This is a genomic window from Pseudomonas sp. App30 (assembly GCF_047947025.1).
Classification (GTDB): Bacteria; Pseudomonadota; Gammaproteobacteria; order Pseudomonadales; family Pseudomonadaceae; genus Aquipseudomonas.
Genome location: NZ_CP133165.1, coordinates 5,094,226 through 5,119,048, shown reverse-complemented (window position 1 = coordinate 5,119,048; position 24,823 = coordinate 5,094,226). Strand labels below are relative to the sequence as shown.

Sequence of the window (24,823 nt, the reverse complement as noted above, 5' to 3'; positions counted from 1 at the left end):
ATTCCAGGTCGTTTACGGTTTGCTTGTAACCGTGGCCGCCTGGCCGCGCTCGGACGGGCGGCGCACACCCGCCACCAACTTATCCACCGCCCGCGCCGCCGCCACCATGCCGAAGGTCGCGGTCACCATCATCACCGCGCCGAACCCTCCGGCGCAGTCCAGCTTCACCCCTTCGCCCACGAACGCCTTGGTCAGGCACACGCCGCCCTTGTTGTCCGGGTAGCGCAGTTGCTCGGTGGAATACACGCACGGCACGCTGTAATGCCGGGTGGTGTTACGGGAGAAACCGTAGTCACGGCGCAGGGTGGAGCGCACGTTGGCGGCCAGCGGGTCGTTGTGGGTGCGGTTCAGGTCGCAGACCTTGATCTGCGTGGGGTCGATCTGCCCGCCCGCACCGCCGGTGGTGATGATGCCGATCTTGCGGCGCTTGCACCAGGCGATCAGCGCCGCCTTGGCGAGCATGCTGTCGATGCAGTCGATCACGAAGTCCAGGTCTGGGGTGATGTACTCGGCCATTGTCTCGCGGGTCACGAAGTCGCTGACCGCGTGCACCGTGCACGCCGGGTTGATCGCCCGCAGGCGCTCGGCCATCACCTCGACCTTGGGCTTGCCGACGTTGCCGTCCAGTGCATGCAACTGGCGGTTGACGTTGCTCACGCAGACATCGTCCAGGTCGAACAGCGAGATCTCGCCGACGCCGCTGCGGGCCATGGCTTCAGCCGCCCACGAGCCCACGCCGCCGATGCCGACGATGGCCACATGGGCGGCGCGCAGGCGCTGCATGCCCTCGCGACCGTACAGCCGGGTAACACCTTCGAAACGTGGATCTTCTGTGCTCATGGACCTGGACCTCAAAAACCGGCGCGCATTATAGGCCTGTAGCACGCACAGATCACCTGTGGCGTTTAATGCGCTACAACTAATAGCAGGCAAGAACTTAAACAAAAAATTCCAATCTAAACGTATGTTTTCAGACATCTCCTATACACACTTGTAACGTGCAGAGTAGGATGCGCGCCGGTTCGGCGCCCGTCGCCGGCACTCCCCCGTTCCCCCGCTTCGGAACCCAAGCCCCCATGTCATCGCGTAAATTTGGTCTCAACCTGGTGGTAGTCGTCGCGATCGCGGCCCTATTCACGGGTTTCTGGGCGTTGATCAACCGCCCGGTCAGCGCCCCCGACTGGCCTGAACAAATCTCCGGCTTCTCCTACTCGCCCTTCCGCCTGGGCCAAAGCCCGCAGAAAGAACAGTACCCCACTGACGACGAAATTCGTCAGGACCTCGAGCAGATGAGCAAGCTGACCGACAGCATCCGCATCTACTCGGTGGATGGCACCCAGGCCGACATTCCGAAAATCGCCGAGGAGTTCGGCCTGCGCGTCACCGTGGGCGTGTGGATCAGCCCCGACCTTGAGCGCAACGAACGCGAAATTGCCAAGGCCATCGAACTGGCCAACACCACCCGCAGCGTCGTGCGCGTGGTGGTCGGCAACGAAGCGCTGTTCCGCAAGGAAGTGACCGTCAAGGACCTGGAAGGCTACCTGGACCGCGTCCGTGCCGCCGTGAAGGTGCCGGTGACCACGTCCGAGCAATGGCACATCTGGGAGCACAACCAGTCGCTGGCCAAGCACGTGGACCTGATTGCCGCGCACATCCTGCCGTACTGGGAATTCATCCCGATGGACAAGGCCGGCCAGTTCGTCCTCGACCGGGCGCGGGAACTCAAGCACATGTTCCCGAAAAAGCCGCTGCTGCTGTCTGAAGTGGGCTGGCCGAGCAACGGCCGCATGCGCGGTGGTGCCGACGCCACCCAGGCCGACCAGGCCATCTACCTGCGCACCCTGGTCAACAAGCTCAACCGCCAGGGCTACAACTACTTCGTGATCGAAGCCTACGACCAGCCCTGGAAGGCCAGCGACGAAGGCTCGGTGGGCGCGTACTGGGGCGTGTTCAACGCTGCGCGCCAGCAGAAATTCAACTTTGAAGGCCCAGTCGTGGCCATTCCGCAATGGCGTGTGCTGGCCATCGGCTCGGTGGTGCTGGCCATGCTGTCGCTGGCCCTGCTGCTGATCGACGGCTCGGCCCTGCGCCAGCGTGGCCGCACCTTCCTGACCTTCATCGCGTTCCTGTGTGGCTCGGTGCTGGTGTGGATCGGCTATGACTACAGCCAGCAATACAGCACCTGGTTCAGCCTGACGGTCGGTTTCCTGCTGGCCCTGGGCGCGCTGGGCGTGTTCATCGTGCTGCTGACCGAGGCCCACGAACTGGCCGAAGCCGTGTGGACGCACAAGCGCCGCCGCGAGTTCCTGCCAGTGGAGGGCGACTCCAACTACCGGCCGAAAGTGTCCATCCACGTGCCGTGCTACAACGAGCCGCCGGACATGGTCAAACAGACCCTGGACGCCCTGGCGGCACTGGATTACCCGGACTACGAAGTCCTGATCATCGACAACAACACCAAGGATCCCGCGGTGTGGGAACCGGTGCAGGCCTACTGCGAAACCCTGGGGCCGCGCTTCAAGTTCTTCCACGTCGCGCCCCTGGCCGGCTTCAAGGGCGGTGCGCTGAACTACCTGATCCCGCACACCGCGCCAGACGCCGAAGTGATCGCCGTGATCGACTCCGACTACTGCGTGGACCGCAACTGGCTCAAGCACATGGTGCCGCACTTCGCCGATCCGAAGATTGCCGTGGTGCAATCGCCGCAGGACTACCGCGACCAGAACGAAAGCACCTTCAAGAAGCTCTGCTACTCCGAGTACAAGGGTTTCTTCCACATCGGCATGGTCACCCGTAACGACCGTGACGCGATCATCCAGCACGGCACCATGACCATGACCCGCCGCTCGGTGCTCGAAGAGCTGGGCTGGGCCGACTGGTGTATCTGCGAAGACGCCGAACTGGGCCTGCGGGTATTCGAGAAAGGGTTGTCGGCGGCGTACTACCACCACAGCTACGGCAAGGGCCTGATGCCCGACACCTTCATCGACTTCAAGAAGCAGCGTTTCCGCTGGGCCTACGGCGCTATCCAGATCATCAAGCGCCACACCGCCAGCCTGCTGCGCGGCAAGGACACCGAGCTGACCCGTGGCCAGCGCTATCACTTCCTGGCGGGCTGGCTGCCGTGGGTGGCCGATGGCATGAACATCTTCTTCACCGTGGGCGCCCTGCTGTGGTCGGCGGCGATGATCATCGTGCCGCAACGGGTCGACCCACCGCTGCTGATCTTCGCGATCCCGCCCCTGGCGCTGTTCGTGTTCAAGGTGGGCAAGATCGTGTTCCTGTACCGTCGCGCCGTGGGCGTTAACCTCAAGGACGCGTTCGCCGCCGCCCTGGCTGGCCTGGCGTTGTCGCACACCATTGCCAAGGCAGTGCTGTACGGCTTCTTCACCACCAGCATCCCGTTCTTCCGCACCCCGAAGAACGCTGACAGCCACGGCCTGCTGGTGGCCATCTCGGAGGCCCGCGAGGAGCTGTTCATCATGCTGCTGCTGTGGGGCGCGGCCGGCGGCATCTGCTTCGTGCAGGGCCTGCCGAGCTCCGACATGCGCTTCTGGGTGGCCATGCTGCTGGTACAGTCGCTGCCCTACCTCGCGGCGCTGGTGATGGCATTCCTGTCGTCGCTGCCCAAACCGGCGCCGGCACCGGAACCGGTGACTGCGCAGTAACCTGAAGAGAGGCCCGCAAATGCGGGCCTTTTTTATGGGTATCAGGTCGCTACGAAAAAAAACGATGAAGAGCCAATACACCAAGACCTATGATGAAGGTTACGGAAAACGGGATGAGTCCGTAGGTTTCGGCCCAGGACTCTTCCCGGTCCATGCTCTCGTCTAGCCGTGCAATGGCTCTGTCGATGGCAGCCTGATGTCGTTCCGTTGAATCACTCATGGGAATACCTCTCATATTCACCACAGCCTAGTGTGGCCTCAGAACTGGAGCAATGTTGAAAATACGCCAAACTATTTCGCCATCTGGGAGTTGCGACTAGGTACTCCATCTCAAAGCTTGTTCCAGATGCCGACAAGCGCAGTAACGACGGCAGCGCCAACCAGCGCTGGATAGAGCATCCCTTCGCGTTTCAGCTATACAGTCTCTGCTCTCAACTTTTCGGTTTCGGAAACCAGTTTTCGGGTTTCCATCAGCGTCCTGCGATTTTCAATGAAAACCACCTCCCCCTCGGCGGTTGCCTTATCGTCCAGATACATCATTCCATTGCCTCCATGTTTGGCATTCAGGGCGTGAGGCACATTCTGCCGAGGCTCGAAAATGAAATATGCCGGTCGTCTCCGACGTTTCTGTAGGAAGCTTCTCCATTTGAATTGATCGTGTCGATCCATAGATCCACCAGCCCCTGCGCCCGCCCCCGTTTTGCTTTAACATGTCGCCCTCTTTATACGTGCCCTGCCCTGTTTTCGGAGTCTTCCCCATGACGGCCCACGCCGACCTTTCGCCGACCCTGCAACTCGCCTGCGACCTGATTCGCCGCCCTTCGGTCACCCCGGTGGACGCCGACTGCCAGAAGCTGATGATGCAGCGCCTGGGCGATGCCGGCTTCACGCTGGAGCCCATGCGCATCGAAGACGTCGACAACTTCTGGGCCAGCCACGGCACCCAGGAAGGCCCGGTGCTGTGCTTCGCCGGCCACACTGACGTGGTGCCCACCGGCCCGGTCAGCGCCTGGCAGACCGACCCGTTCGACGCGCTGATCGACGAGCAGGGCATGCTCTGCGGGCGCGGCGCGGCCGACATGAAAGGCAGCCTGGCGGCCATGCTGGTAGCGGCCGAGCGCTTCGTCGGTGACTACCCCAACCACCGCGGCGCGGTGACCTTCCTGATCACCAGCGACGAAGAAGGCCCTGCCCACCACGGCACCAAGGCCGTGGTCGAGCGCCTGGCCGCGCGCAACGAGCGCCTGGACTGGTGCATCGTCGGCGAGCCGTCGAGCACCAACCTGGTGGGTGACGTGGTCAAGAACGGCCGTCGCGGCTCCCTGGGCGCGACCCTGACCGTGCGCGGCAAGCAGGGCCACGTGGCCTACCCGCACCTGGCCCGCAACCCCATTCACCTGGCTGCCCCGGCGCTGGCTGAACTGGCCGCCGAGCATTGGGACAACGGCAACGCCTTCTTCCCGCCTACCAGCTTCCAGGTATCGAACCTGAACTCGGGCACCGGCGCCACCAACGTGATCCCGGGTGACCTGACCGCGGTGTTCAACTTCCGCTTCTCCACCGAATCCACCGTGGAAGGCCTGAAGGCGCGCGTGGCCGCCATCCTCGACAAGCACGAGCTGGACTGGCACGTGGACTGGGCGCTGTCGGGCCTGCCGTTCCTCACCGAGCCCGGCGCCCTGCTGGACGCGGTGTCGGCGAGCATCAAGGCGGTTACCGGCCGCGAGACCCAGGCGTCCACCAGCGGCGGCACCTCCGATGGCCGCTTCATCGCCACCCTGGGCACCCAGGTGGTCGAGCTGGGCCCGGTCAACGCCACCATCCACCAGGTCAACGAGCGCGTGCTGGCCAGCGACCTCGACGTGCTGACCGAGATCTACTACCAGACCCTGGTGAAACTGCTCGCATGATGCTCACCTGCCCCATCTGCAACGCCGGCCTGGCCAACGCCAGCGCCGGCAATGGCGTGGTCTGCCCCGCCGGCCACAGCTTCGACCGTGCACGCCAGGGTTACCTGAACCTGCTGCCGGTGCAGCACAAGAACAGCCGCGACCCCGGTGACAACCAGGCCATGGTGGAAGCGCGCCGCGACTTCCTCAACGCCGGCCACTACTCGCCCGTGGCCCAGCGCCTGGCGGAACTGGCCGCCGAGCGCCAGCCCGGCCGCTGGCTGGACATCGGCTGCGGCGAAGGCTACTACACCGCGCAGATCGCCGAGGCGCTGCCCAAGGCCGACGGCTATGCCCTGGACATCTCCCGCGAGGCGGTGAAGCGCGCGTGCAAGCGCAACCCGGCCGTCACCTGGCTGGTGGCGAGCATGGCGCGCATCCCGCTGCCCGACGCCAGCTGCCAGTTCCTGGCCAGCGTGTTCAGCCCGCTGGACTGGCAGGAGGCCAAGCGCCTGCTGGTGCCCGGCGGAGGCCTGATGCGCGTGGGGCCGACCCGCGAGCACCTGATGGAGCTGCGCGAGCAGCTGTACGATGAAGTGCGCGAATACGTCGACGACAAGCACCTGCTACAGGTGCCCGATGGCATGAGCCTGGCCCACAGCGAGACGCTGACCTTCAAGATCAAGCTGATCGACGGCCCGTCCCGCGCCAACCTGCTGGCCATGACCCCCCATGGCTGGCGTGCCAGTGCCGAACGTCGCACAAAGGTCATCGAGCAGCCGCGGCCGTTCGTGGTCACCGTGTCCATGCGTTACGATTATTTTGTGCTGCAACCCTGATTCCCGAGTGAGTACGTCCATGCGCCAACCCGATATCGAGATTTACCTCAAAGACGCCGACGTCGACCACAAGGCCATCGCCGCGTGGCTGGGCGAGGCCCTGGGCCCGTGCAGCGACTGGGTGCAGAAGGGCCAGACCTGGAAGTGCAAGGCCGGCAGCGTGCCAGTGACCTGGCTGCCCAAGGCCGTGGGCAAATGGAACAGCCTGTACCTGGAAAGCGACCAGACGCCGTGGGACGACGACATCGCCTGCGCCCGCGCCGCCTTCGCCGCGCTGCAGGTGGAAGTCCGCTGCGCACCGGGCAGCTGGGTGGAAGAGGAAGGTGAAGAAAGCGCCGACACCTGGATTCGTGTCAGCGCTGACGGTGAAGAGCAGATCACCTGGCGTACCAGCTGACGCGCACCTGTAGCCGCCGCCGGCTGCGCGGGCCTTTGTTCACACTGGAATCTCCAGCGCGGCAGAGGGCCAGCGCAGCCTACGGCAGCGGCTACACGTCACGCGTTACCCGTCACAGCCCCTGCACGTCCTCCGCCTGCGGGCCTTTCGGGCCGTTCACCAACGCATACTCCACCTGCTGCCCCTCTACCAGCGACCGATGCCCCTCGCCACGAATGGCGCGGAAATGCACGAACACATCGGCCCCGCCCTCACGCTGGATAAAGCCATAGCCCTTGGCATCGTTGAACCACTTGACGCTTCCTGTCTCACGAGACGACATCGGCACTACTCCGTTTTTTCTATTTATGGGACACAATTATTCTGCCGGCGGCGCTTTTTGCCGGACGATCGAGCCTGTAGAGTGCCGAGCATCCGTTTCAAGCAAGCACAGGCCTTATGACCCGTTTCCCGTTCCGCCGCTTTGCCTTTGGCACCCTGCGCCGACTGCTGTACCTCTGGGTTCGCTCGGAGACCATCAACCAGTCGTCCTTCACCCTGAACCTGGACCGCAGCCGGCCAGTGTTCTACGTGTTGCAGTCGCCGTCGGCCAGTGACCTGGCGGTGCTGGACACCGAGTGCACCAAGGCTGGCCTGCCGCGCCCGGTGCTGCCGGTCGCCGTTGGCCAGTTGCTGGAACCCGCCGCCTTCTTCTACCTCACCCCCGAGCCGGACTGGCTGGGCCGCCACGACAAGCGCGGCGCGCCACCGACCCTGGAGCGCCTGGTCGCGGCCATTAGCCAGAATGCCGAAGAAGATGCACAAATCATTCCCGTCAGCGTGTTCTGGGGCCAGACCCCGGCCAGCGAGTCCAGCCCCTGGAAGCTGCTGTTCGCCGACAGCTGGGCGGTCACGGGCCGTCTGCGCCGGCTCGTGAGCATCCTGATCCTGGGCCGCAAGACCCGCGTGCAGTTCTCCGCGCCGATTCATTTGCGCGAGCTGGTGGCACAGAACAAAGACCACGAACGCACCCTGCGCATGACCCAGCGCCTCCTTCGGGTGCACTTTCGTAACCTCAAGGCCGCGGTCATTGGTCCGGATATTTCCCACCGGCGTAACCTGGTCAAGGGCCTGGTCCACGACAGCCAGGTGCGCCAGGCCATCAGCGAAGAAGCTGCACGGCAGAACATCCCGCTGGAAAAAGCCGAGGCCCTGGCCCTGCGCTACGGCAACGAGATCGCCTCGGACTACACCTACACCGCCATCCGCTTCCTGGAAGTGGTGCTGAGCTGGTTCTGGAACAAGATCTACGACGGCATCAAGGTCAACAACATCGAAGGCGTGCAGGACGTCGCCCCCGGCCACGAAGTCATTTACGTGCCGTGCCACCGCAGCCACATCGACTACCTGCTGCTGTCCTACCTGCTGTTCCGCAACGGCCTGACGCCGCCGCACATCGCCGCTGGCATCAACCTCAACATGCCGGTGATCGGCGGCCTGCTGCGCCGTGGCGGGGCGTTCTTCATGCGCCGCACCTTCAAGGGCAACCCTCTGTACACCGCGGTGTTCAACGAATACCTGCACACCCTGTTCACCAAGGGCTTCCCCGTCGAATACTTCGTCGAGGGCGGGCGCTCGCGCACCGGGCGCATGCTGCAACCCAAGACCGGCATGCTGGCCATCACCTTGCGCAGCTTCCTGCGCTCGTCGCGCATGCCCATCGTCTTCGTGCCGGTGTACATCGGCTACGAGCGCGTGCTCGAAGGCCGCACCTACCTGGGCGAGCTGCGTGGCGCCAGCAAGAAGAAGGAGTCGATCTTCGACATCTTCAAGGTCATTGGCGCCCTCAAGCAGCGCTTCGGCCAGGTGGCGGTGAACTTCGGCGAGCCGATCAAGCTGGCCGAATTCCTCGACGCCGAGCAGCCAGGCTGGCGCGAGCAGGACCTGGGCCCGCAATACAAACCCCAGTGGCTGCATGAAACCACCCACCGCCTGGGCTCGCAGGTAGCGCAGCACCTCAACGAGGCGGCAGCGGTCAACCCGGTGAACCTGGTGGCCCTGGCGCTGCTGTCCACCACCCGCCTGGCCCTGGACGATGCGGCCATGGCGCGGGTGCTGGACCTGTACCTGGCGCTGCTGCGCAAGGTGCCCTACTCGCCGCACACCACCTTGCCGGACGGCGACGGCCGCGCGCTGATCGACCACGTCAAGGCCATGGACCTGCTGTCCGAGCAAAGCGACGCGCTGGGCAAGATCCTCTATCTGGACGAGCAGAACGCCGTCCTCATGACCTACTACCGCAACAACGTGCTGCACATCTTCGCCTTGCCCGCGCTGCTGGCCAGCTTCTTCCAGAGCAGCTCGCGCATGAGCCGTGAACAACTGCTGCGCTACACCCGCGCGCTGTACCCGTACCTGCAGTCGGAGCTGTTCATTCGCTGGTCCCTGGACGAGTTGGACGCAGTGATCGACCAGTGGCTGGAAGCCTTTGTCGAGCAGGGCCTGCTGCGCTTCGAGAATCAGGTGTACCTGCGCCCGGCGCCCAGCTCGCGCAAGTTCGTGCTGCTGACCCTGCTGTCGCGCAGCGTCGCCCAGACCTTGCAGCGTTTCTACATGGCCATCGCGCTGCTGCTCAACAACGGCCAGCACGCGCTGAGCGCCGAGGAACTGGAAGACCTGTGCACCATCATGGCCCAGCGCCTGTCCATCCTGCACGGGCTCAACGCGCCGGAATTCTTCGACAAGAGCCTGTTCCGCCACTTCATCCAGACCCTGCTCGACCAGGGCGTGGTCACCCGCGACGCCGCCGGCAAACTGGGCTTCCACGACAAGCTGGGGGAACTGGCCGAGGGCGCGGCCAAGCGCGTGCTGCCCGCCGAAATTCGCCTGTCGATTCGCCAGGTGGCGCTGCACCGCAGCGACGAAGCCTTCCAGGGCAGCTGAAGTGCCGGGCGTTTATCCGTATCCTGTGCACTCCTACGCTGCATTCGATACGGAGATCCGCCCATGAAGCAACTCACTTTGGTCCTGTTGAGCGCCCTGCTGGGCGCCTGCAGCAGCTTCGACAGCGCACCCCAGGCGAGCCTCGACGGCGAAGTGTTCTACCTGCAACGCATGGCACTGCCGCCGTCGGCCACCCTCAGCGTGAGCCTGCAGGACATTTCCCTGGCCGATGCCCCGGCCCAGGTGCTGGCCAGCCAGAACGGCCCCATCAAGGGCCAGGTGCCACTGCCCTTCCACCTGCAATACGACCCCCGGCAGGTCCAGCCCGGGCACCGCTACGCGGTCAGCGCCCGCGTCGAGGCCGAGGGTCAGCTATTGTTTATCAGCACCGAGCAGCACACCGTGCAGCTGGACGGCAAGGATCCGCAGCCCCTGCGCATTCGCCTGAACCCTGCCCGCTAATTCAAATACGCAAAAGGACGCATCCATGCTTCGTCGTTCCGCCCCCTTCGCCGGCCTGATGGCTGGCCTGCTGCTGTGCACCCACGCCTTCGCCCTGGACCTGTCCAGCCTGTCCCAGGGGGACGCCAGCGGCGGCCTCAAGGACGCCCTGACCCAAGGCGCACAGGTGGCCGTCAAGCAGCTGGGCACCCCCGGCGGCTTCAGCAACAACCCGGACGTGCGCATCGAACTGCCAGGCAAGCTGGGCAAGGCCGCCAAGGCCATGAAGAAATTCGGCATGGGTAGCCAGGTCGACGCCCTGGAAACCAGCATGAACCAGGCCGCCGAAGCCGCCATGCCGCAAGCCCAGGCGCTGCTGGTGGACGCCGTGAAGAAAATGACCGTGACCGACGCCAAGGGCATCCTCACCGGCGGCAACGACTCGGCCACCCAGTACCTGAGCAAGACCAGCCGCGAACAGATCCGCGAGAAATTCCTGCCCATCGTCAAGCAGGCCACCGACAAGGTCGGCCTGGCGCAGAAATTCAACAGCTTCGCCGGCCAGGCCGCCAGCCTGGGCGTGATCGACAGCAAGGACTCGAACCTGGAAGGCTACGTGACCGAACAGGCGCTGAACGGCCTGTTCAAGGAAATCGCCAACCAGGAAGCCAGCATCCGCAAGAACCCGGCTCAGGCGGCTACCAGCCTGGCGAAGAAGGTGTTCTCGGCGCTGTAACCGCTGCCGCTACGGTGACTGTCTTGGCAGCTGCACCAGGACAGTCGCTGTATCATGGCCGCGTCCACATTCGCTGGATAGCTGCCTGGTCCACCATGCGAAACACCCATTCCCGCCCCCGCTTGTTCTTGATGAATAGATCCAGGTCAACCAGGCCATTGAGCGCCGCAGACGCGGTATTGTAGGAACAGCCCAGGTTTTCCTTGACGGTAACCGCGGTGAATTCACGCTCCGACCCCGACCGCGCGACCTGAAGCACCGCCCGCTGATGCTCATTGAGGTGCGCGTACAACTCTGAGCCCCTGAGCCAATGCTCGAACGACTGGGCATCCGCAAGGCTACGCGTATAGGCCTCGCTGAAGCTGCTGACCGCTCGCACAATGACCGCGCATTGGTAATCAATGAAGTAGGTGAGATCCAGGTCATCGGTTTCCGTGCACAGGTACGAGCGCCCATATTTCACTGGGGCATTCTTGAGCAAGACGCTGATGGCAATGTAGCGAAAAGCGCAGTAGTCACTCTTGAACATGAACCAGTAAAACAGTGCCCTGGCCACCCTGCCGTTGCCGTCCCGGAAGGGGTGCTCGAAACCAATGGCGAAATGCAGTGCTATCGCACGGATCAATGGATGAAGATAGCCCGGTGCCTCCACCCCGACCGGGTCGACATTGACCCACTCGACCAGCCGCTGCAATCGCGTTTCCAACCCCTGCGCGGGGGGTGGAGTGTGGACGACATTGCCATCACCATCCAGCACTACTACCTGGTCGTGGTTGCGAAACTGCCCCGGGGCATACTTTTCATCATCAATGCCCGCAACACCCACCTCGTGCATTTGCTCGATCAACTGCACGCTCAGCGGTGCGCGCCGTTGCTCCCAGGCAAACTTCATCATCCGGTAGTTACCCAGGATCATTCGCTCGTCAGGCGTCCTCGGTAACCGCTTGCGTTTAAGTAGATCCTTGGCAACCAGGGTCGTGGTGGCCGCGCCCTCCAACTGGCTGCTACTGATCGCTTCGTCTTCGATCAGGTCATTGAGCAGATAATTGAAATGCGCTTTCTCCCCTATACGGCCAGTCATGTACTCCAAGGCGGCACTGGTGGCCTGTTGGTCCACCAGGGTGATCGCCTTGTGGATTTGCGGAGTCGCCATCCAGGCTGCCCAGCGAACGGGTTCGTCGAGTGGCAGCAGCGGTGACTGAGCCTTCAGGCGGGCCGACTTGACCATGGACCAACAGAGCACCGGCACTAACGTGGGCGGCCAACGATGGCGAAGCTCGTCAAAATGCAGGTACCGGCCTTTGTCATCCAAGGGTTGGTGCAATGCCAGGTAGTCGGCCGCCGCCAACGCGAATGCCGGGTGAGTAGCGGCTTGCGCGGGGCCAAGGGCCTGTGGAGGAGGCTTGAGCATCGCTATCTCAAAAAATAGGAAGATTGAGATAAGAATACATCAAGCCACCTTCATGTTTCAGTTTTTACTGATTTTGAGACAACGTAAGTGATGTATTCGCCTTAGAACTTATACACCGCCGACAGCACCGCCGACCTTCCGTCCCCATACTCGATCGCCGAAGAACGCTTGTTGTTGCCCTCCACCGTGCGTACACGCTCCACGTAGTGGGTGTTCAACAGATTGTCGACGTTCAGCTGCAGGTCCAGCTCCTTGGTTACCTTGTAACCGAGCATGGCCTGGTGCACCCAGTAGCCGTCCACCTTGTAGGTGGCGTCGTCACGCAGGTTGCGCTCGCTCACGTGGCGCAGGCCGTAGCCCAGGCGCCAGTCACCCGGCAGTTGGTAGGCGGTCCACAGGCTGAAGGAGCGTGGCGGGGTATTGGCCAGGGCCTGCCCTTCGGCGCGCGGGTTGGTCCTGGATTTCAGGGTTTCGCTCTGCATGAAGGTGTAGTTGGCAATCACCTGCCAGTGTTCGCTGAGGTTGCCGGTGGCGCCCAGTTCCAGGCCTTGTACCCGTTGCAGGCCGGCCAGCAGCGACTCACCGGTTTCAAGCTTCTCGCGCACGTTGTCCTTCTGGGTGCGGAACAGCGCCGCGTTCAGCTGCAGGCCACCGGCCAGCAGGTCCCACTTGGTGCCCAGTTCCCAGGTGCGGCTGGTTTCCGGATCAACCTTGTGGGTGCCCTGGGTCACGCCGTAGCCACCGGTGACCAGGCTTTCGGCGGACGGGTTGAAGGAATTGCCATAGGCCAGGTAGATACGGCCGTTGGGCGCCGGCTTGTAGACCAGCCCGGCGCGGTGGCTGAGGAAGCCGTCGCGGGTGTCGTATTGGGTGCGGCTGTCGTCCGGCTGGCGTTCCAGGCTGCTGCCGTCGATCCAGTCCTGGCGCAGGCCCAGCATCAGGTCCCATTGCGGGTGCAGGCTCAAGGTGTCCAGGGCGTAGACGCTGGTGGTCTGCAGGCGGTTGCGCAGGCTGGCTTCGCGGGTACGGCTGGTGGGCCCGGCCCAGTAGCCTGGCGGGTTGGCCAGGTCGTACACGTGGTCGGCGGCCAGCTTGCGGATGTTGTGGTTGCTGGCGTCGCGGCGGTAGCGCTCGAAGGACAGGTCCATGCCGGTCACCAGCGTGTGGCCGATGCCGAAGGTGTCGAAGCGGCTGGTCAGCAGGGTGCTGTTGAGCCACTGGTCGGTGACGATCTCGCGGCCGTAGCCCTGTGGCCCTGCAGGCCGGTACTTGCCCGGCGGCAGGCCGTCGCGGTCGACGTGGGAGGCCGACACCACGCCGCTGCGCTGCACCCGCGAGTAGCGCAGGGTGTTCTGCAGCGACAGGGCGTCGCTGAAGTCATGCTCGAACAGCGCGCGGAGGCGATCGGTGGTGATCTGGTCCTTGTCCAGGTTGCGCCAGCCGAAATAGGCGTCGCGCTTCACCCCCTCGATCAGCTTGCCCTTGAAGGTGGGCAGGCCATAGTCGGGCAGGTTGTCATCCTGCTGGTGCAGGTAGCTGAAGGTCAGGCGGGTGTCGTCGCCCAGGCCCAGCAGCACCGAGGGCGCCAGGCCCCAGCGCTCGCGCTCGATCTGCTGGCGGCCGGGCACGTCGTTGCCGTGGGCCATGAGGTTGAGGCGCACGGCGCTGCCGGTGCCCACCCCGGCCAGCGGCTGGTTGGTGTCGAGGGTCAGGCGCCGGTAATGGTCGGTGCCCAGGCCTGCGCCCAGTTCGGTGAAGGCCGCGCCGGCCTGCGGGGTCTTGCTGATCAGGTTGACCGTGCCGCCGGTGGTGCCGGCGCCGCCGAACACCGAGTTGGGGCCCTTGATGACCTCCACCGCCTGCAGGTTGAAGCTGTCGCTGCGGGTGGTCTGCGGGCTGTCGCGCAGGCCGTCGAGCAGCACGTTGTTGGTGGCGTTGAAGCCGCGGATGTTGAGCAGGTCGCCCGAACCGCCGCCGCCTTCGCCAGCATCGAAGGTAATGCCCGAGACGTTGGACAACACCTGGCGCAGGCTGAGCGCGTTCTGTTCGCGCATCACCTGCTCGCCGACCACGGTGACGGTCTGCGGGGTGTCCAGCAGCGACTCGGTGAGCTTGCCCGATGCCGAGCGCTCGGCCTTGTAGCGTTGCTGACGCTCGCGTTCGGCCTCTACCTGCACGCTTTCCAGCTGCACCGGCGCGCCTTCGGCGAACGCCAGCCACGAGCAGGACATCAGTGCCAGGCCGCTGGCGGGCCGGCTCAAAGCCGATCGTTGATGTGCCATGAAGTACTTCCTCCCCCAAGAATTTGAGGGGGAAGTCTACGGGCGAAAAAGTCGGAAAAACCGCCGCCGAAAAAATCAGGAAACGTCCTACTTTACGTCTGTAGGACGCAAATCCCCACTATTTCAGTGCTTTCTTCGGATAGATGTCGTAGCGGCTGGATTTGCCTTCCAGGCTGTGGCTCGGCTTTGGCCCTTCGATGCACGGTGCCTTGCGCGGGCGCTTCACCACCACCCGGTGGGTGGCCAGGGCCAGGGCTGCCGCCAGCAGGGCCGGGGCGTCCATGTCGTCGCCCACCAGCGGGCGGAACAGGCGCATTTCCTTCTTCACCAGGGCACTTTTCTCACGGTGGGGGAACATCGGGTCCAGGTAGATGACCTGGGGCGGCTCCCCCTGCCATTGGCTGATCAGCTCGATGGAGTTGCCCTTGAGCAGGTGCATGCGGGCGACGATGGCGCCCACCTCGGCATCGCCCTGGGCGCGGGCCAGGCCGTCTTCCAGCAGGGCGCCAATGATGGGCTGGCGCTCGATCAGGCTCATTTCGCAGCCCAGGCTGGCGAGCACGAAGGCGTCCTTGCCCAGGCCGGCGGTGGCGTCCAGCACGCGGGGGCGCACGCCCTGCTGGATGCCCACGGCCTTGGCGATCATCTGGCCGCTGCCGCCACCGAACAGCCGGCGGTGGGCCACCGCACCCTCGACGAAGTCCACGCGCACCGGGCCCGGCGCGTCGGGGCCCAATTGCTGCAGTTGCAGCCCGGCCTCGGTGGCCTGCAGGGCGAACTCGGCATCGGGCGCATCCAACGGCAGCGCCAGGCGCTGGGCCCATGCCTGGGCCTGGGGTTCAAGGGCGCTGGTGTGCGCCTCGACGCGGATGCATACCGCCGCTTGCTGCTCTGCCATGAAAATTCACTACTCAAAAAAATTTAAAGATCGACCCATTCGGCCGATAAGGAATATGTCAGGTATTTTGCCAGAGCCAGCGCCCTTTAGTGCCATGAGCAACCTTCAAACCACCTCCATTGGCTACATTTCGCCCCACGGCGACTTCAGCCGCCAGAACACCCAGGCATTGGGTGGCATCAGCCACCTGTGGTCGGACTTCTTCGCCCAGGCGATGGCGGACCAGGTGGGTGATGCGGCCGAGGGTAGCCTGGCGTTGCCCGACCAGGCGGTGGACCCTGAGGTAGAGCCTGCCGGCGGTGGCGACGTGCTGGCGCAGATCACCTCGCAGCGCCTGTGCGACGTGCAGGATACCGAAATAGCCCCGCCCGAGCCGCTGTTCCTGCCCAAGGCGGAGCTTGAAGCCGACCTGCTGCAGAAGGCCGCGCCGCCCTACCCGCCTGAAGAAATCGTGGACCAGCAGAAGCAGCTGGACTTCGACAACGGCTGGGTGCGCCCTATCGTGATGAACGCCAACCAGCCGCAGCCCGAGCCGGGCCCAGCGCCTGAGCCTAAATCCCTGTTCCTGCCGATCGCCGAGTTCGAGTGGGACCTGGCCGACAAGCATGTGCCATACGACGCGCAGACGCTGGCCGAGCAGGAGAAGCAGTTCGCCTTCGACACCAAGTGGGCGCGGCCGTTGGTGGTGAATAATTTGCGTTTGGCGGCGTGATGGCTGACGGGCGCATGCCGGTGTTTTTGTAGCGCCCTCTAGACCGAGCGCCGCCCGCGCGGCGCATCGCGGGCAAGCCCGGCTCCTACCGTTTGTTTCGGGCCAATTTTTCCTGCAAGGCCGTTACCACCGCCTGGATGGCACCACCGCAGATCGGCAGCGAACAAACAAGGCGGACCTTCAGATGGCACTGGCATAACCGGCCCGAAACAGATGTAGGAGCCGGGCTTGCCCGCGATGCGCCGCGCGGGCGGCGGGCGATCTCAAGGGCAGCAACACCCTCAAGACATGCACCGCCCAAATCCTCCGGCCGACAGCTTTTGAAACAACCCCACGGTTGTACCTCATCCCCCGCAGGGATAGGTTACCCCCGTCACTGCACATCAGTGACCGGGTGTGAGAGCCCGCACCGATGAACCCCAACGAAGCTCCAAACAGCTTTGCAAGGCGCCTGTTCGCCTGCAATATGCTCTATGGCGGCAGTGTACGGGCAAGCTCACGCTTGGCCGGGTTGGGGTTTTACCGGTGCTCTCACCCCGTGCACGGCCGCCACCTAATCGTGTGAGAGCGAATGTGGCGGACATCAAACCCCAATCGAGATCACATAATGTCTGATTTAGTGCCCGCCCCACCGAAAAACCAACCCCTCTTCACCGTCCACCCCAGCCTCCCCACCGAAGAAGTCCTGATGCACGCCGCGCACCTGCTCGACTGCATCGCCAGCACCGCCTACGAACACGCTGACGGCCTCCACGGCCGCGAACGCCATCAAGGCATGGCGGTGTACCACCTGGTGGAAATGGCCCGGCCCCTGGTAAACGCGGCCATCGAAGGCCTCAACCCCGAACACCCATAACCCGTAGCAGCAACTGTCTTGTGGGAGCTGGCTTGCCAGCGAGCTTTTATGGCCCCAACAGCTCGCTGGCAAGCCAGCTCCCACAGGATGTAGCAGCTGCCGAAGGCTGCGTCCGGCCACACCGCGTGTTGCGTTACAGCAGGCCCAATTGCTCCGCCACCGGTTCGCGCGGGTGTTCGGGCAGGGCCGGCAGGCCGGGCAGGCGCTGCATCACATCAGTGACCGGGTGTGAGAGCCCGAATGGTCATTAGGTTGCACACGCACAGAAACTGTTTTGCACGGGTCTGAAAACCTCTGCAAACTGTCTACGGCGGTTGTGTACGGGCAGACTTTGTCTGGCCGGGTTGCCTATTGACCGGTGCTCTCACCCTGTACGCAGCCGCCACCATTCGTGTGAGACCGAATACTGGCAGCGCCAACTCATCAATAGGAAGTTGATATGTCAGATTTAGTGCCCGCCCCACCGAAAAACCAACCCATCTTCACCGTCCACCCCAGCCTCCCCACCGAAGAAGTCCTGATGCACGCCGCGCACCTGCTCGACTGCATCGCCAGCACTGCCTACGAACACGCCGACGGCCTTCACGGCCACGAACGCCATCAAGGCATGGCGGTGTACCACCTGGTGGAAATGGCCCGGCCCCTGGTAAACGCGGCCATCGAAGGCCTCAACCCCGAACACCCATAACCCGTAGCAGCTGCCGAAGGCTGCGTCCGGCCACACCGCGTGTTGCGTTTGGGACGCGGCCTGTGGCCACTGCTACGGAAAAACGAGCGGTTACAGCAGGCCCAATTGCTCCGCCACCGGCTCGCGCGGGTGTTCGGGCAGGGCCGGCAGGCCAGGCAGGCGCTGCATCAGCTGTTCATGGAAGCGCCGCGCCAGCAGGGGCGCGCGGTGGTTGTCGGAAGTGTGCAGGAAGATGTAGGGCGTGCGCCCTTCCTCGATCCATTCGGCGACCTTGCCCACCCAGGGCACCAGGAAGCTGTCATTTGCCGGCAGGTTCGGGTGGCCGATGAAACGCACCTGCGGGCACTGGCTGAACGCCGTGGGCCGCGGTGGCACCTTGGGTTTCTTCGCCTGGGCGTCAAGCACGGCGGCGCTCTGGTCGGTGCAGCTGAACAGTGCGCGCGGGTCCAGGCAAATACGCTCCACCTGGCGCCCCATCAGCAGGCGGTTGAGCACCCGCTCCTCGTCACCCCGGGCAAAGAACGCCGGGTGGCGCACTTCCACGGCCACCGGCTGCTGCAACTCGTCGATGAACGCCACCAGTTCGGCCAGGCGCTGCGGGCCGAAGGTGGCCGGCAGTTGCAGCCAGAATGGCGCCACGCGGCCGCCCAGGGGCTTGAGCAGTTGCACGAAGGATTCAGCGGCGGGCAGCAGGTCGCGCAGGTCGCCGCCGTGGCTGATTTCCCGCGGGAACTTGGCGGTGAAGCGCAGGTGTTCGGGCATGCTGGCGGCCCACTTCGCTACGGTGGCGGGGGCAGGCTGGGCATAGAAGGTGGTATTGCCTTCCACAGCGTTGAAGACCTGGCCGTACAGCTGCAGGAATTCAGTAGGCTTGGCATCCGCCGGGTACAGGTGGTCGCGCCAGGCCAGCTCGCTCCAGGAAGGACAACCGAGGTAGTACGGCAGCAGGGACACAGTCAGATATGAACGTCCAGCCCCAGCACGTCCGCGTCCCACTCCACGAAGGTGGCGGTGGTGAGGTAGCTGCTCAGGGCGGTGGCCACCCGGCGGCTCATGGAGCGGTGGAAGATCATGTCCTGCGGGCGCGCCGGCAGGTTGCTGACTGCGCCGCCACGTGGGGCGCTGCGCTGGGCAGACGGCTGCACCTCGAAGTCGCCTTCCAGGTCTTCGGCGTCATCGGCCTGCGCCAGCGCCTTGCGGGGCTTGCGTTTGACTGGGTAGGAACTCGACGAAAAACCGTCTACGCGCATGACTGCTTACTCTGGACCAATGATGGCAATTTAGCGGCACTGATGCGGGTAAGCAAATGCCCTAGTGATAACTAGAGCACAGTTCGCGCAAAAGGTTTCATCTATGCCGCAGATACCCGATGAACTGCCGGTAAAACCAACAGTTAGCGGCGCCATTCGTCGGTCAACGAGCTTTTGGCGTGGCCACTTTGTCACGCAGGTACACCGGCTGCGCCAGGTCGGCGGCAACGGCCTCGCCACGGGCCCAGCCACCTTGCGCCAGGGTCAGCAGGTCCAGCGCGTGCGGCAGCAGCGTGGCGTCGCAGGCCGACGCTTTCACGGCCAAGCGCTCGCCGTAGCCCCAGCCCGTGCCGGCGCCGTACCAGTCGCCCTGGGCACCGGCCGGCAGCGTCACCAACTCGGGTGCCAGCACCGCCTCGGCGCCCACCAGCTTCATTTCGCCGCCGTCGGCCTGGTAGCAACCCCAGTACACCTCGTCCATGCGCGCGTCGATGGCCGCGGCTACCTGCCGGGCGCCCTGTTCACGCAGCGCGCGCTGGGCCAGCAGGGCCAGGTTGGACACCGGCAGCACCGGACGGTCGAGGCCGAAGGCCAGGCCCTGGACCACGCCAATGGCGATGCGCACGCCGGTAAAGGCGCCCGGGCCACGGCCAAAGGCGATGGCGTCCACGGCCGACAGGCCAATGCCCGCCTCGCCCAGCAGCGCCTGGATCATGGGCAGCAGCTTTTGCGCGTGCAGGCGCGGGATGACCTCGTAGTGGCTCAGCACCTTGCCATCATGCAGCAGGGCGACAGAGCAGGCTTCGGTAGCGGTATCCAGGGCCAGCAAGGTGGTCATTGCGCGAATCCATCAGAAAAAAGTGCAGCATTATAAACGTCAACGGCCCGCAAGCGGGCCGTCGGTGATCGAATGATTCGATCAGCTCAGGGCAGCCAGCACCTTGGCGGTGATGGAGTCTACCGAACCCACGCCTTCGATGTGGCTGTAGACCGGCTTGCCTTGGGCAGCGGACAGCTTCTGGTAGAAGGCCACCAGCGGCTCGGTCTGCGCGTGGTACACGGACAGGCGATGACGCACGGTCTCTTCGGTATCGTCCTTGCGCTGGACCAGCTCTTCACCGGTCTCGTCGTCCTTGCCAGCCACTTTCGGCGGGTTGTAGACGATGTGGTAGACGCGGCCCGAGCCTTCGTGGACACGGCGGCCGGCGATACGCTGGACGATTTCTTCGTCCTTGACCGCGATCTCAACCACGTGGTCCAGCTCAACGCCTGCGCTCACCAGGGCTTCGGCCTGGGGAATGGTGCGCGGGAAGCCGTCGAAGAGGAAGCCGTTGGCGCAGTCGGCCTGGGCAATACGCTCTTTGACCAGGGCGATGATCAGGTCGTCGGAGACCAGGCCGCCGGCGTCCATCACGCTCTTGGCCTTGATGCCCAGCTCGGTGCCGGCTTTAACGGCGGCACGCAGCATGTCGCCGGTGGAGATTTGCGGAATACCGAACTTTTCGGTGATGAACTTTGCCTGAGTACCTTTGCCGGCCCCGGGAGCTCCCAGCAGAATCACGCGCATCGATATGCTCCTCAACTTTTTATATGGAAATCGTCAGACCCGCCCCAGCGCAGCTAACTGCCTGAAGCCAATCCCAAAATCGGTTGGTGGCCACAAAAACGGCCAAAAGGCTGACCAAGATACACAGCGGCTCAAAGCCACACAAGCCGTCCAAAGCAGGAACAACCTGCGTCCCATGCGCACGCCCCCGGAAGGTGGCGCCCGGTGCAACCGTGACCGGTTGCCAGCCGGGGCCGCCGCCTGGCGCGCTCCCCCCACAGATAGTGGACGCGCCAGGGCACCTGCGCCAGCCTCAGCCGGTGTTGCGCAGACCGGCGGCAATACCCGCCACGGTGACCAGCAACGCCTGTTCCAGAGGGCTGTCCTGCGCCGCCTCCTGGCTGCGCGAACGGGCCAGCAGCTCGGCCTGCAGCAGGTGCAGCGGGTCGAGGTAGGTGTTGCGCAGGCTGATGAATTTCAGCGTCTCGGGGCTGTGGGCCAGCAACTGGGTTTGGCCGGTGAGGCCGAGCACCACCTTGCACGCCTGCGACAATAGGTCGCGCAGGCTCACCCCCAGGGGTTTCAGGGAATCCTGCACCAGGCGTTCGTCATAGAAACGGGCGATGTCGGCGTCGGCCTTGGCCAGCACCATTTCCAGCATGTCGATGCGCGTGCGGAAGAACGGCCACTGCTCGCGCATGGTCGCCAGCAGCGGCCCTTCGCCGCGCTCCAGGGCCTTGTTCAGGGCCGCTTCCCAGCCCAGCCAGGCTGGCAGCATCAGCCGCGTCTGGGTCCAGCCGAAGATCCACGGGATGGCCCGCAGGCTCTCGATGCCGCCCTGGCGGCGCTTGGCCGGGCGACTGCCCAGGGGCAGGCGGCCCAGCTCCTGTTCGGGGGTGGACTGGCGGAAGTACTCGACGAACTGCGGGTTCTCGCGCACCACGTCGCGGTAGGCCTTGACGCCGTCGGCGGCCAGTTCGTCCATCAGCGCGCGCCAGGCCGGCTCCGGTGGCGGTGGCGGCAGCAGCGTGGCCTCCAGCACGGCGGCCAGGTAGAGGTTGAGGTTCTGCTCGGCGATGTCCGGCAGGCCGAACTTGAAGCGGATCATCTCGCCCTGTTCGGTGGTGCGGAAGCGGCCGTTCACCGACCCCGGGGGCTGCGACAGGATGGCCGCGTGGGCCGGGCCGCCGCCACGGCCCACGGTGCCGCCGCGGCCGTGGAACAGCACCAGCTCGACGTTCTGCGCGTGGCAGATGCGCACCAGGTTTTCCTGCGCGCGGTACTGGGCCCAGGCGGCGGCGGTGGTGCCGGCGTCCTTGGCCGAGTCGGAGTAGCCGATCATCACCTCCTGCGGGCCGTGCAGGCGCGTGCGGTAGCCGGGCAGGTGCAGCAGGCGCTCGATCACCGGGCCGGCGTTGTCCAGGTCGGCCAGGGTCTCGAACAGCGGCACCACGCGCATGGGCCGCAGTACCCCGGCTTCCTTGAGCAGCAGTTGCACGGCCAGCACGTCGGAGGCGGCGCCGGCCATGGAGATCACGTAGGAGCCCAGGGAGGCCGCCGGGGCCGCCGCGATTTCCCGGCAGGTGGCCAGCACTTCGGCGGTTTCCGCCGCCGGCTTGAAATGCGCCGGCAGCAGCGGCCGGCGGTTGCCCAGCTCGTGCAGCAGGAAGGTGATGCGCGCCTCTTCGTCCCAGTCGGCGTAGCGGCCCAGGCCCAGGTAGTCGGTGATCTCACTCATGGCCGCGGTGTGCCGGGCCGAGTCCTGGCGCACGTCCAGGCGCACCAGGAACAGGCCGAAGGTAACCGCGCGGCGCAGGCAATCCAGCAACGGGCCGTCGGCGATCACGCCCATGCCGCATTCGTGCAGGGACTGGAAGCACAACTGCAGCGGTTCCAGCAGTTCGCGGTTGTTGCTCAGCACCTCGGCGCTGGCCGGCTGCGGCTGGGCCAGCGAGGCGTGGGCCCAATTGCGGGTGGCGCGCAGGCGCTCGCGCAGTTGCTTGAGCAGGGTGCGGTAGGGCTCGGCGGTGTCGCCCACGGCTTCGCGCAGGGCGGCGCTGGCCTGCTGCATGGACAGCTCGCCGGCCAGGTGGTCGACGTCGCGCAGGAACAGGTCGGCGGCCATCCAGCGCGCCAGCAGCAACACTTCGCGGGTGACCGGCGCGGTGACGTTGGGGTTGCCATCGCGGTCGCCGCCCATCCATGAGGCGAAGCGCACAGGCGCCGCCTCCAGCGGCAGGTGCAGGCCGGTGGCGGCGTGCAGCGCCTGGTCGACCTTGCGCAGGTGGTGCGGAATGGCGTGCCACAGCGAGTGCTCAATGACCGCGAAGCCCCACTTGGCCTCGTCCACCGGCGTGGGCCGGGTGCGGCGGATTTCCTCGGTGTGCCAGGCCTCGGCGATCAGCCGCTGCAGGCGCTGGCGGATGCCCTCGCGCTCGGCAGCGGTGAGGTCGCGGTGGTCCTGGGCGGCCAGTTGCGCGGCAATGGCGTCGTATTTCTGGATCAGCGTGCGGCGCGCCACCTCGGTGGGGTGCGCGGTCAGCACCAGTTCGATGTCCAGGCGCCCCACCTGGCGGGCCAGGGATTCGCCACTGTGGCCGGCCTGCTTGAGGCGTTCGAGCAGTTGCGGCAGCACCACGTTCTCGAACGGCGGCGGCTGGTCGTCGTCGCGGCGGCGGATCAGCTGGTACTGCTCGGCGATGTTGGCCAGGTTGAGGAACTGGTTGAAGGCCCGTGCCACGGGCAGCAGTTCCTGCTCGTCGAGGTCGTTGAGGCGCGAGCTCAGTTGTTCGGTGGCGGTCTTGCCGCTGTCGGGGCCACTGCGGCGGTCGGCCTTGGCGTCGGCGCGGATGCGCTCGATGGTGTCCAGGAACGCCTCGCCGTATTGCTCGCGAATGGTGTTGCCGAGCAACTCGCCCAACAGGTGAACATCTTCGCGCAGGCGCGCATCGATCTCGGTCATTGGCACAGTCTCCTTGATTGTTCTTGGCGTGCCGTCCATCGCGGGGGTTTGTGGCCATGCGAGTGAACAAGCACAGGAAAAACCGCTCTATCCCCAAGAGTGCACAGCGGGCTCGGTTCTGACAAGGGCATTGACCGGCCATGTTCAAAAGGCCGATCGGGGCTACGCTCAACCTATGGACTGATGAAAGAGGTCGACATGAAAATCCGCGAGCTTGCACAACACTGGGAACAGAACGCCAAGGGCCGCCTGAGCCCCACCCGCTACAACATTCAGCTGGACATGGAATCGGCGGCGCGCCTGGCGGCCATCACCGAGATGTACCCCAAGCACCACCCCGAGGAACTGCTGGGCGAGTTGATTGGCGCAGCCCTGGAAGAACTGGAAACCAGCTTCCCGTATATCAAGGGGCAGAAGGTGATCGCTACCGACGAGGAAGGCGACCCGTTGTACGAAGATGTCGGCCCTACCCCGCGTTTTCTGGCGCTGTCGCGGCGCTACCTGCATGATCTGGCGGCCAAGGCCGACGAACCGCAGCACTGACGCTCTCCCGCGCATCCGGGGCAGCCTGTAGCCGCTGCCGCCAGGCTGCGCGGGCCCTTCCCCACACTGCACCTCTCCTGTGAGGCTTATGGCCAGCGCAGCCTTCGGCAGCGGCTACGGGGTTTGCGCGGCAGGTGAAAGCATCCTGTCTGCTGCGTCAGGAATTTCCTGATCTTCACCAAATTCGAGTGAACCAATTAAAAATCGGTTCGGTCCGAACCAATAAGCCATCACAGAAGACCCTTCGATCATGTGGCTCAGGCCTAGCAGTTGGGGCCCGCAAGGAAGATCTGTCATGGGTGAAGTTTTTCAGGAGTTTTCCAATGGAGTTGACACCATGAATACCAGCACAGCCAAACCTCTCAATCACCTGCGTGGGCTGAAACTGGCGGCCCTGGCCATCGGCACCAGCTTCATCCTCGCCGGTTGCGCAGGCAAGCCCCCTACCGAGCAGTACGCGGTCACCCAATCGGCGGTGAACAGCGCGGTCAGCGCCGGCGGCACCGAGTACGCCGCAGTGGAAATGAAGTCCGCCCAGGACAAGTTCAAGCAGGCCGAGATGGCCATGCATGACAAGCACTACACCGAAGCGCGGATGCTCGCCGAACAGGCCGAGTGGGACGCCCGCGTGGCCGAACGCAAGGCCCAGGCCGCCAAGGCGCAGAAGGCCGTGCAGGATGCCCGTGCAGGGGTCCAGGACGTGCGTGAAGAAGGCATGCGCAATACGCAGCAGCCGTGAGCCGTGGCCCAGCCGTCGTCACCCGTATTCGATTAAAGGATGAA

General features: G+C 64.6%; 22 protein-coding genes. 12 read left to right on the top strand and 10 right to left on the bottom strand.

Features of this window, described 5'->3' with window-relative positions:
* Nucleotides 1–12 precede the first annotated feature (12 nt).
* Nucleotides 13–840 (bottom strand): tRNA cyclic N6-threonylcarbamoyladenosine(37) synthase TcdA, encoded by an 828-nt coding sequence (tcdA, locus tag RAM80_RS23635; protein ID WP_416422833.1) that lies wholly within the window; start codon nt 838–840, stop codon nt 13–15.
* A gap of 236 nt (nt 841–1,076) precedes the next feature.
* Between tcdA and RAM80_RS23630 the strand changes: the two genes are divergently transcribed.
* From RAM80_RS23630 to RAM80_RS23615, 4 genes are all read left to right on the top strand, one after another.
* Nucleotides 1,077–3,668: a glycosyltransferase gene (locus RAM80_RS23630; protein ID WP_416422832.1), complete on the top strand. Its 2,592-nt coding sequence runs from the start codon at nt 1,077–1,079 to the stop codon at nt 3,666–3,668.
* 758 nt (nt 3,669–4,426) lie between these two features.
* Nucleotides 4,427–5,578 (top strand): succinyl-diaminopimelate desuccinylase, encoded by a 1,152-nt coding sequence (gene dapE, locus RAM80_RS23625; RefSeq protein ID WP_416422831.1) that lies wholly within the window; start codon nt 4,427–4,429, stop codon nt 5,576–5,578.
* Complete coding sequence (locus RAM80_RS23620; RefSeq protein WP_416427546.1) at nt 5,578–6,396, top strand: putative RNA methyltransferase; 819 nt, start codon at nt 5,578–5,580, stop codon at nt 6,394–6,396. The genes dapE and RAM80_RS23620 overlap by 1 nt, the downstream gene beginning before the upstream one ends.
* Nucleotides 6,397–6,415: 19 nt before the next feature.
* Nucleotides 6,416–6,793, top strand: coding sequence for a hypothetical protein (locus RAM80_RS23615; RefSeq protein WP_416422830.1), 378 nt, complete (start codon nt 6,416–6,418; stop codon nt 6,791–6,793).
* 112 nt (nt 6,794–6,905) lie between these two features.
* Here the strand turns inward: RAM80_RS23615 and RAM80_RS23610 are convergent, their stop codons facing one another.
* Nucleotides 6,906–7,115 (bottom strand): cold-shock protein, encoded by a 210-nt coding sequence (locus tag RAM80_RS23610; protein WP_416422829.1) that lies wholly within the window; start codon nt 7,113–7,115, stop codon nt 6,906–6,908.
* Between the two features lie 116 nt (nt 7,116–7,231).
* Between RAM80_RS23610 and plsB the strand changes: the two genes are divergently transcribed.
* The 3 genes from plsB to RAM80_RS23595 all read left to right on the top strand — a co-directional run bounded on the left by plsB (nt 7,232) and on the right by RAM80_RS23595 (nt 10,892).
* Nucleotides 7,232–9,715: a glycerol-3-phosphate 1-O-acyltransferase PlsB gene (gene plsB, locus RAM80_RS23605; protein WP_416422828.1), complete on the top strand. Its 2,484-nt coding sequence runs from the start codon at nt 7,232–7,234 to the stop codon at nt 9,713–9,715.
* A 63-nt stretch (nt 9,716–9,778) separates the two neighbouring features.
* Nucleotides 9,779–10,177: a YbaY family lipoprotein gene (locus RAM80_RS23600; protein WP_416422827.1), complete on the top strand. Its 399-nt coding sequence runs from the start codon at nt 9,779–9,781 to the stop codon at nt 10,175–10,177.
* Between the two features lie 25 nt (nt 10,178–10,202).
* Nucleotides 10,203–10,892: a DUF4197 domain-containing protein gene (locus tag RAM80_RS23595; protein ID WP_416422826.1), complete on the top strand. Its 690-nt coding sequence runs from the start codon at nt 10,203–10,205 to the stop codon at nt 10,890–10,892.
* 52 nt (nt 10,893–10,944) lie between these two features.
* On the opposite strand, the gene RAM80_RS23590 is transcribed toward RAM80_RS23595, so the two are convergent.
* The 3 genes from RAM80_RS23590 to RAM80_RS23580 form a co-directional block, all read right to left on the bottom strand.
* Nucleotides 10,945–12,303: a Fic family protein gene (locus RAM80_RS23590; RefSeq protein WP_416422825.1), complete on the bottom strand. Its 1,359-nt coding sequence runs from the start codon at nt 12,301–12,303 to the stop codon at nt 10,945–10,947.
* A gap of 101 nt (nt 12,304–12,404) precedes the next feature.
* The gene (locus tag RAM80_RS23585; protein ID WP_416422824.1) at nt 12,405–14,585 is read right to left on the bottom strand and encodes a TonB-dependent receptor; all 2,181 of its coding nucleotides are present in this window, start codon (nt 14,583–14,585) and stop codon (nt 12,405–12,407) included.
* A 118-nt stretch (nt 14,586–14,703) separates the two neighbouring features.
* A complete protein-coding gene (locus tag RAM80_RS23580) occupies nt 14,704–15,483 on the bottom strand; it encodes a class I SAM-dependent methyltransferase (protein ID WP_416422823.1) in 780 nt (259 codons plus the stop codon).
* A gap of 94 nt (nt 15,484–15,577) precedes the next feature.
* Here RAM80_RS23580 and RAM80_RS23575 point away from each other — a divergent pair, with 94 nt between their 5' ends.
* The 3 genes from RAM80_RS23575 (at nt 15,578) to RAM80_RS23565 (ending at nt 17,739) form a co-directional block, all read left to right on the top strand.
* Entirely contained in the window at nt 15,578–16,195 is a 618-nt protein-coding gene (locus RAM80_RS23575) for an energy transducer TonB (RefSeq protein WP_416422822.1), read from the top strand.
* A 607-nt stretch (nt 16,196–16,802) separates the two neighbouring features.
* Nucleotides 16,803–17,051, top strand: a complete 249-nt coding sequence (locus tag RAM80_RS23570) for a DUF6124 family protein (RefSeq protein WP_416422821.1) — start codon at nt 16,803–16,805, stop codon at nt 17,049–17,051.
* Nucleotides 17,052–17,490: 439 nt separating this feature from the next.
* On the top strand, nt 17,491–17,739 hold the full coding sequence (locus tag RAM80_RS23565) for a DUF6124 family protein (protein WP_416422820.1): 249 nt from the start codon (nt 17,491–17,493) through the stop codon (nt 17,737–17,739).
* 90 nt (nt 17,740–17,829) lie between these two features.
* On the opposite strand, the gene RAM80_RS23560 is transcribed toward RAM80_RS23565, so the two are convergent.
* The 5 genes from RAM80_RS23560 to ppc all read right to left on the bottom strand — a co-directional run bounded on the left by RAM80_RS23560 (nt 17,830) and on the right by ppc (nt 23,497).
* Nucleotides 17,830–18,699 (bottom strand): DUF72 domain-containing protein, encoded by an 870-nt coding sequence (locus RAM80_RS23560; RefSeq protein WP_416427545.1) that lies wholly within the window; start codon nt 18,697–18,699, stop codon nt 17,830–17,832.
* Nucleotides 18,696–18,989 (bottom strand): hypothetical protein, encoded by a 294-nt coding sequence (locus RAM80_RS23555; RefSeq protein ID WP_416422819.1) that lies wholly within the window; start codon nt 18,987–18,989, stop codon nt 18,696–18,698. The genes RAM80_RS23560 and RAM80_RS23555 overlap by 4 nt, the downstream gene beginning before the upstream one ends.
* Before the next feature lie 163 nt (nt 18,990–19,152).
* Nucleotides 19,153–19,827 carry a tRNA (adenosine(37)-N6)-threonylcarbamoyltransferase complex dimerization subunit type 1 TsaB gene (gene tsaB / locus RAM80_RS23550; protein WP_416422818.1) on the bottom strand — a complete coding sequence of 225 codons (675 nt, stop codon included), beginning with the start codon at nt 19,825–19,827 and terminating at the stop codon, nt 19,153–19,155.
* A gap of 81 nt (nt 19,828–19,908) precedes the next feature.
* Nucleotides 19,909–20,556 carry an adenylate kinase gene (adk, locus tag RAM80_RS23545; RefSeq protein WP_416422817.1) on the bottom strand — a complete coding sequence of 216 codons (648 nt, stop codon included), beginning with the start codon at nt 20,554–20,556 and terminating at the stop codon, nt 19,909–19,911.
* Between the two features lie 292 nt (nt 20,557–20,848).
* Complete coding sequence (gene ppc, locus RAM80_RS23540) at nt 20,849–23,497, bottom strand: phosphoenolpyruvate carboxylase (protein WP_416422816.1); 2,649 nt, start codon at nt 23,495–23,497, stop codon at nt 20,849–20,851.
* 198 nt (nt 23,498–23,695) lie between these two features.
* Between ppc and RAM80_RS23535 the strand changes: the two genes are divergently transcribed.
* Both RAM80_RS23535 and RAM80_RS23530 read left to right on the top strand, forming a co-directional pair.
* Complete coding sequence (locus RAM80_RS23535) at nt 23,696–24,040, top strand: pilin assembly protein (RefSeq protein WP_416422815.1); 345 nt, start codon at nt 23,696–23,698, stop codon at nt 24,038–24,040.
* 337 nt (nt 24,041–24,377) lie between these two features.
* On the top strand, nt 24,378–24,779 hold the full coding sequence (locus RAM80_RS23530) for a DUF4398 domain-containing protein (RefSeq protein ID WP_416422814.1): 402 nt from the start codon (nt 24,378–24,380) through the stop codon (nt 24,777–24,779).
* The last annotated feature ends 44 nt before the right edge of the window (nt 24,780–24,823 follow it).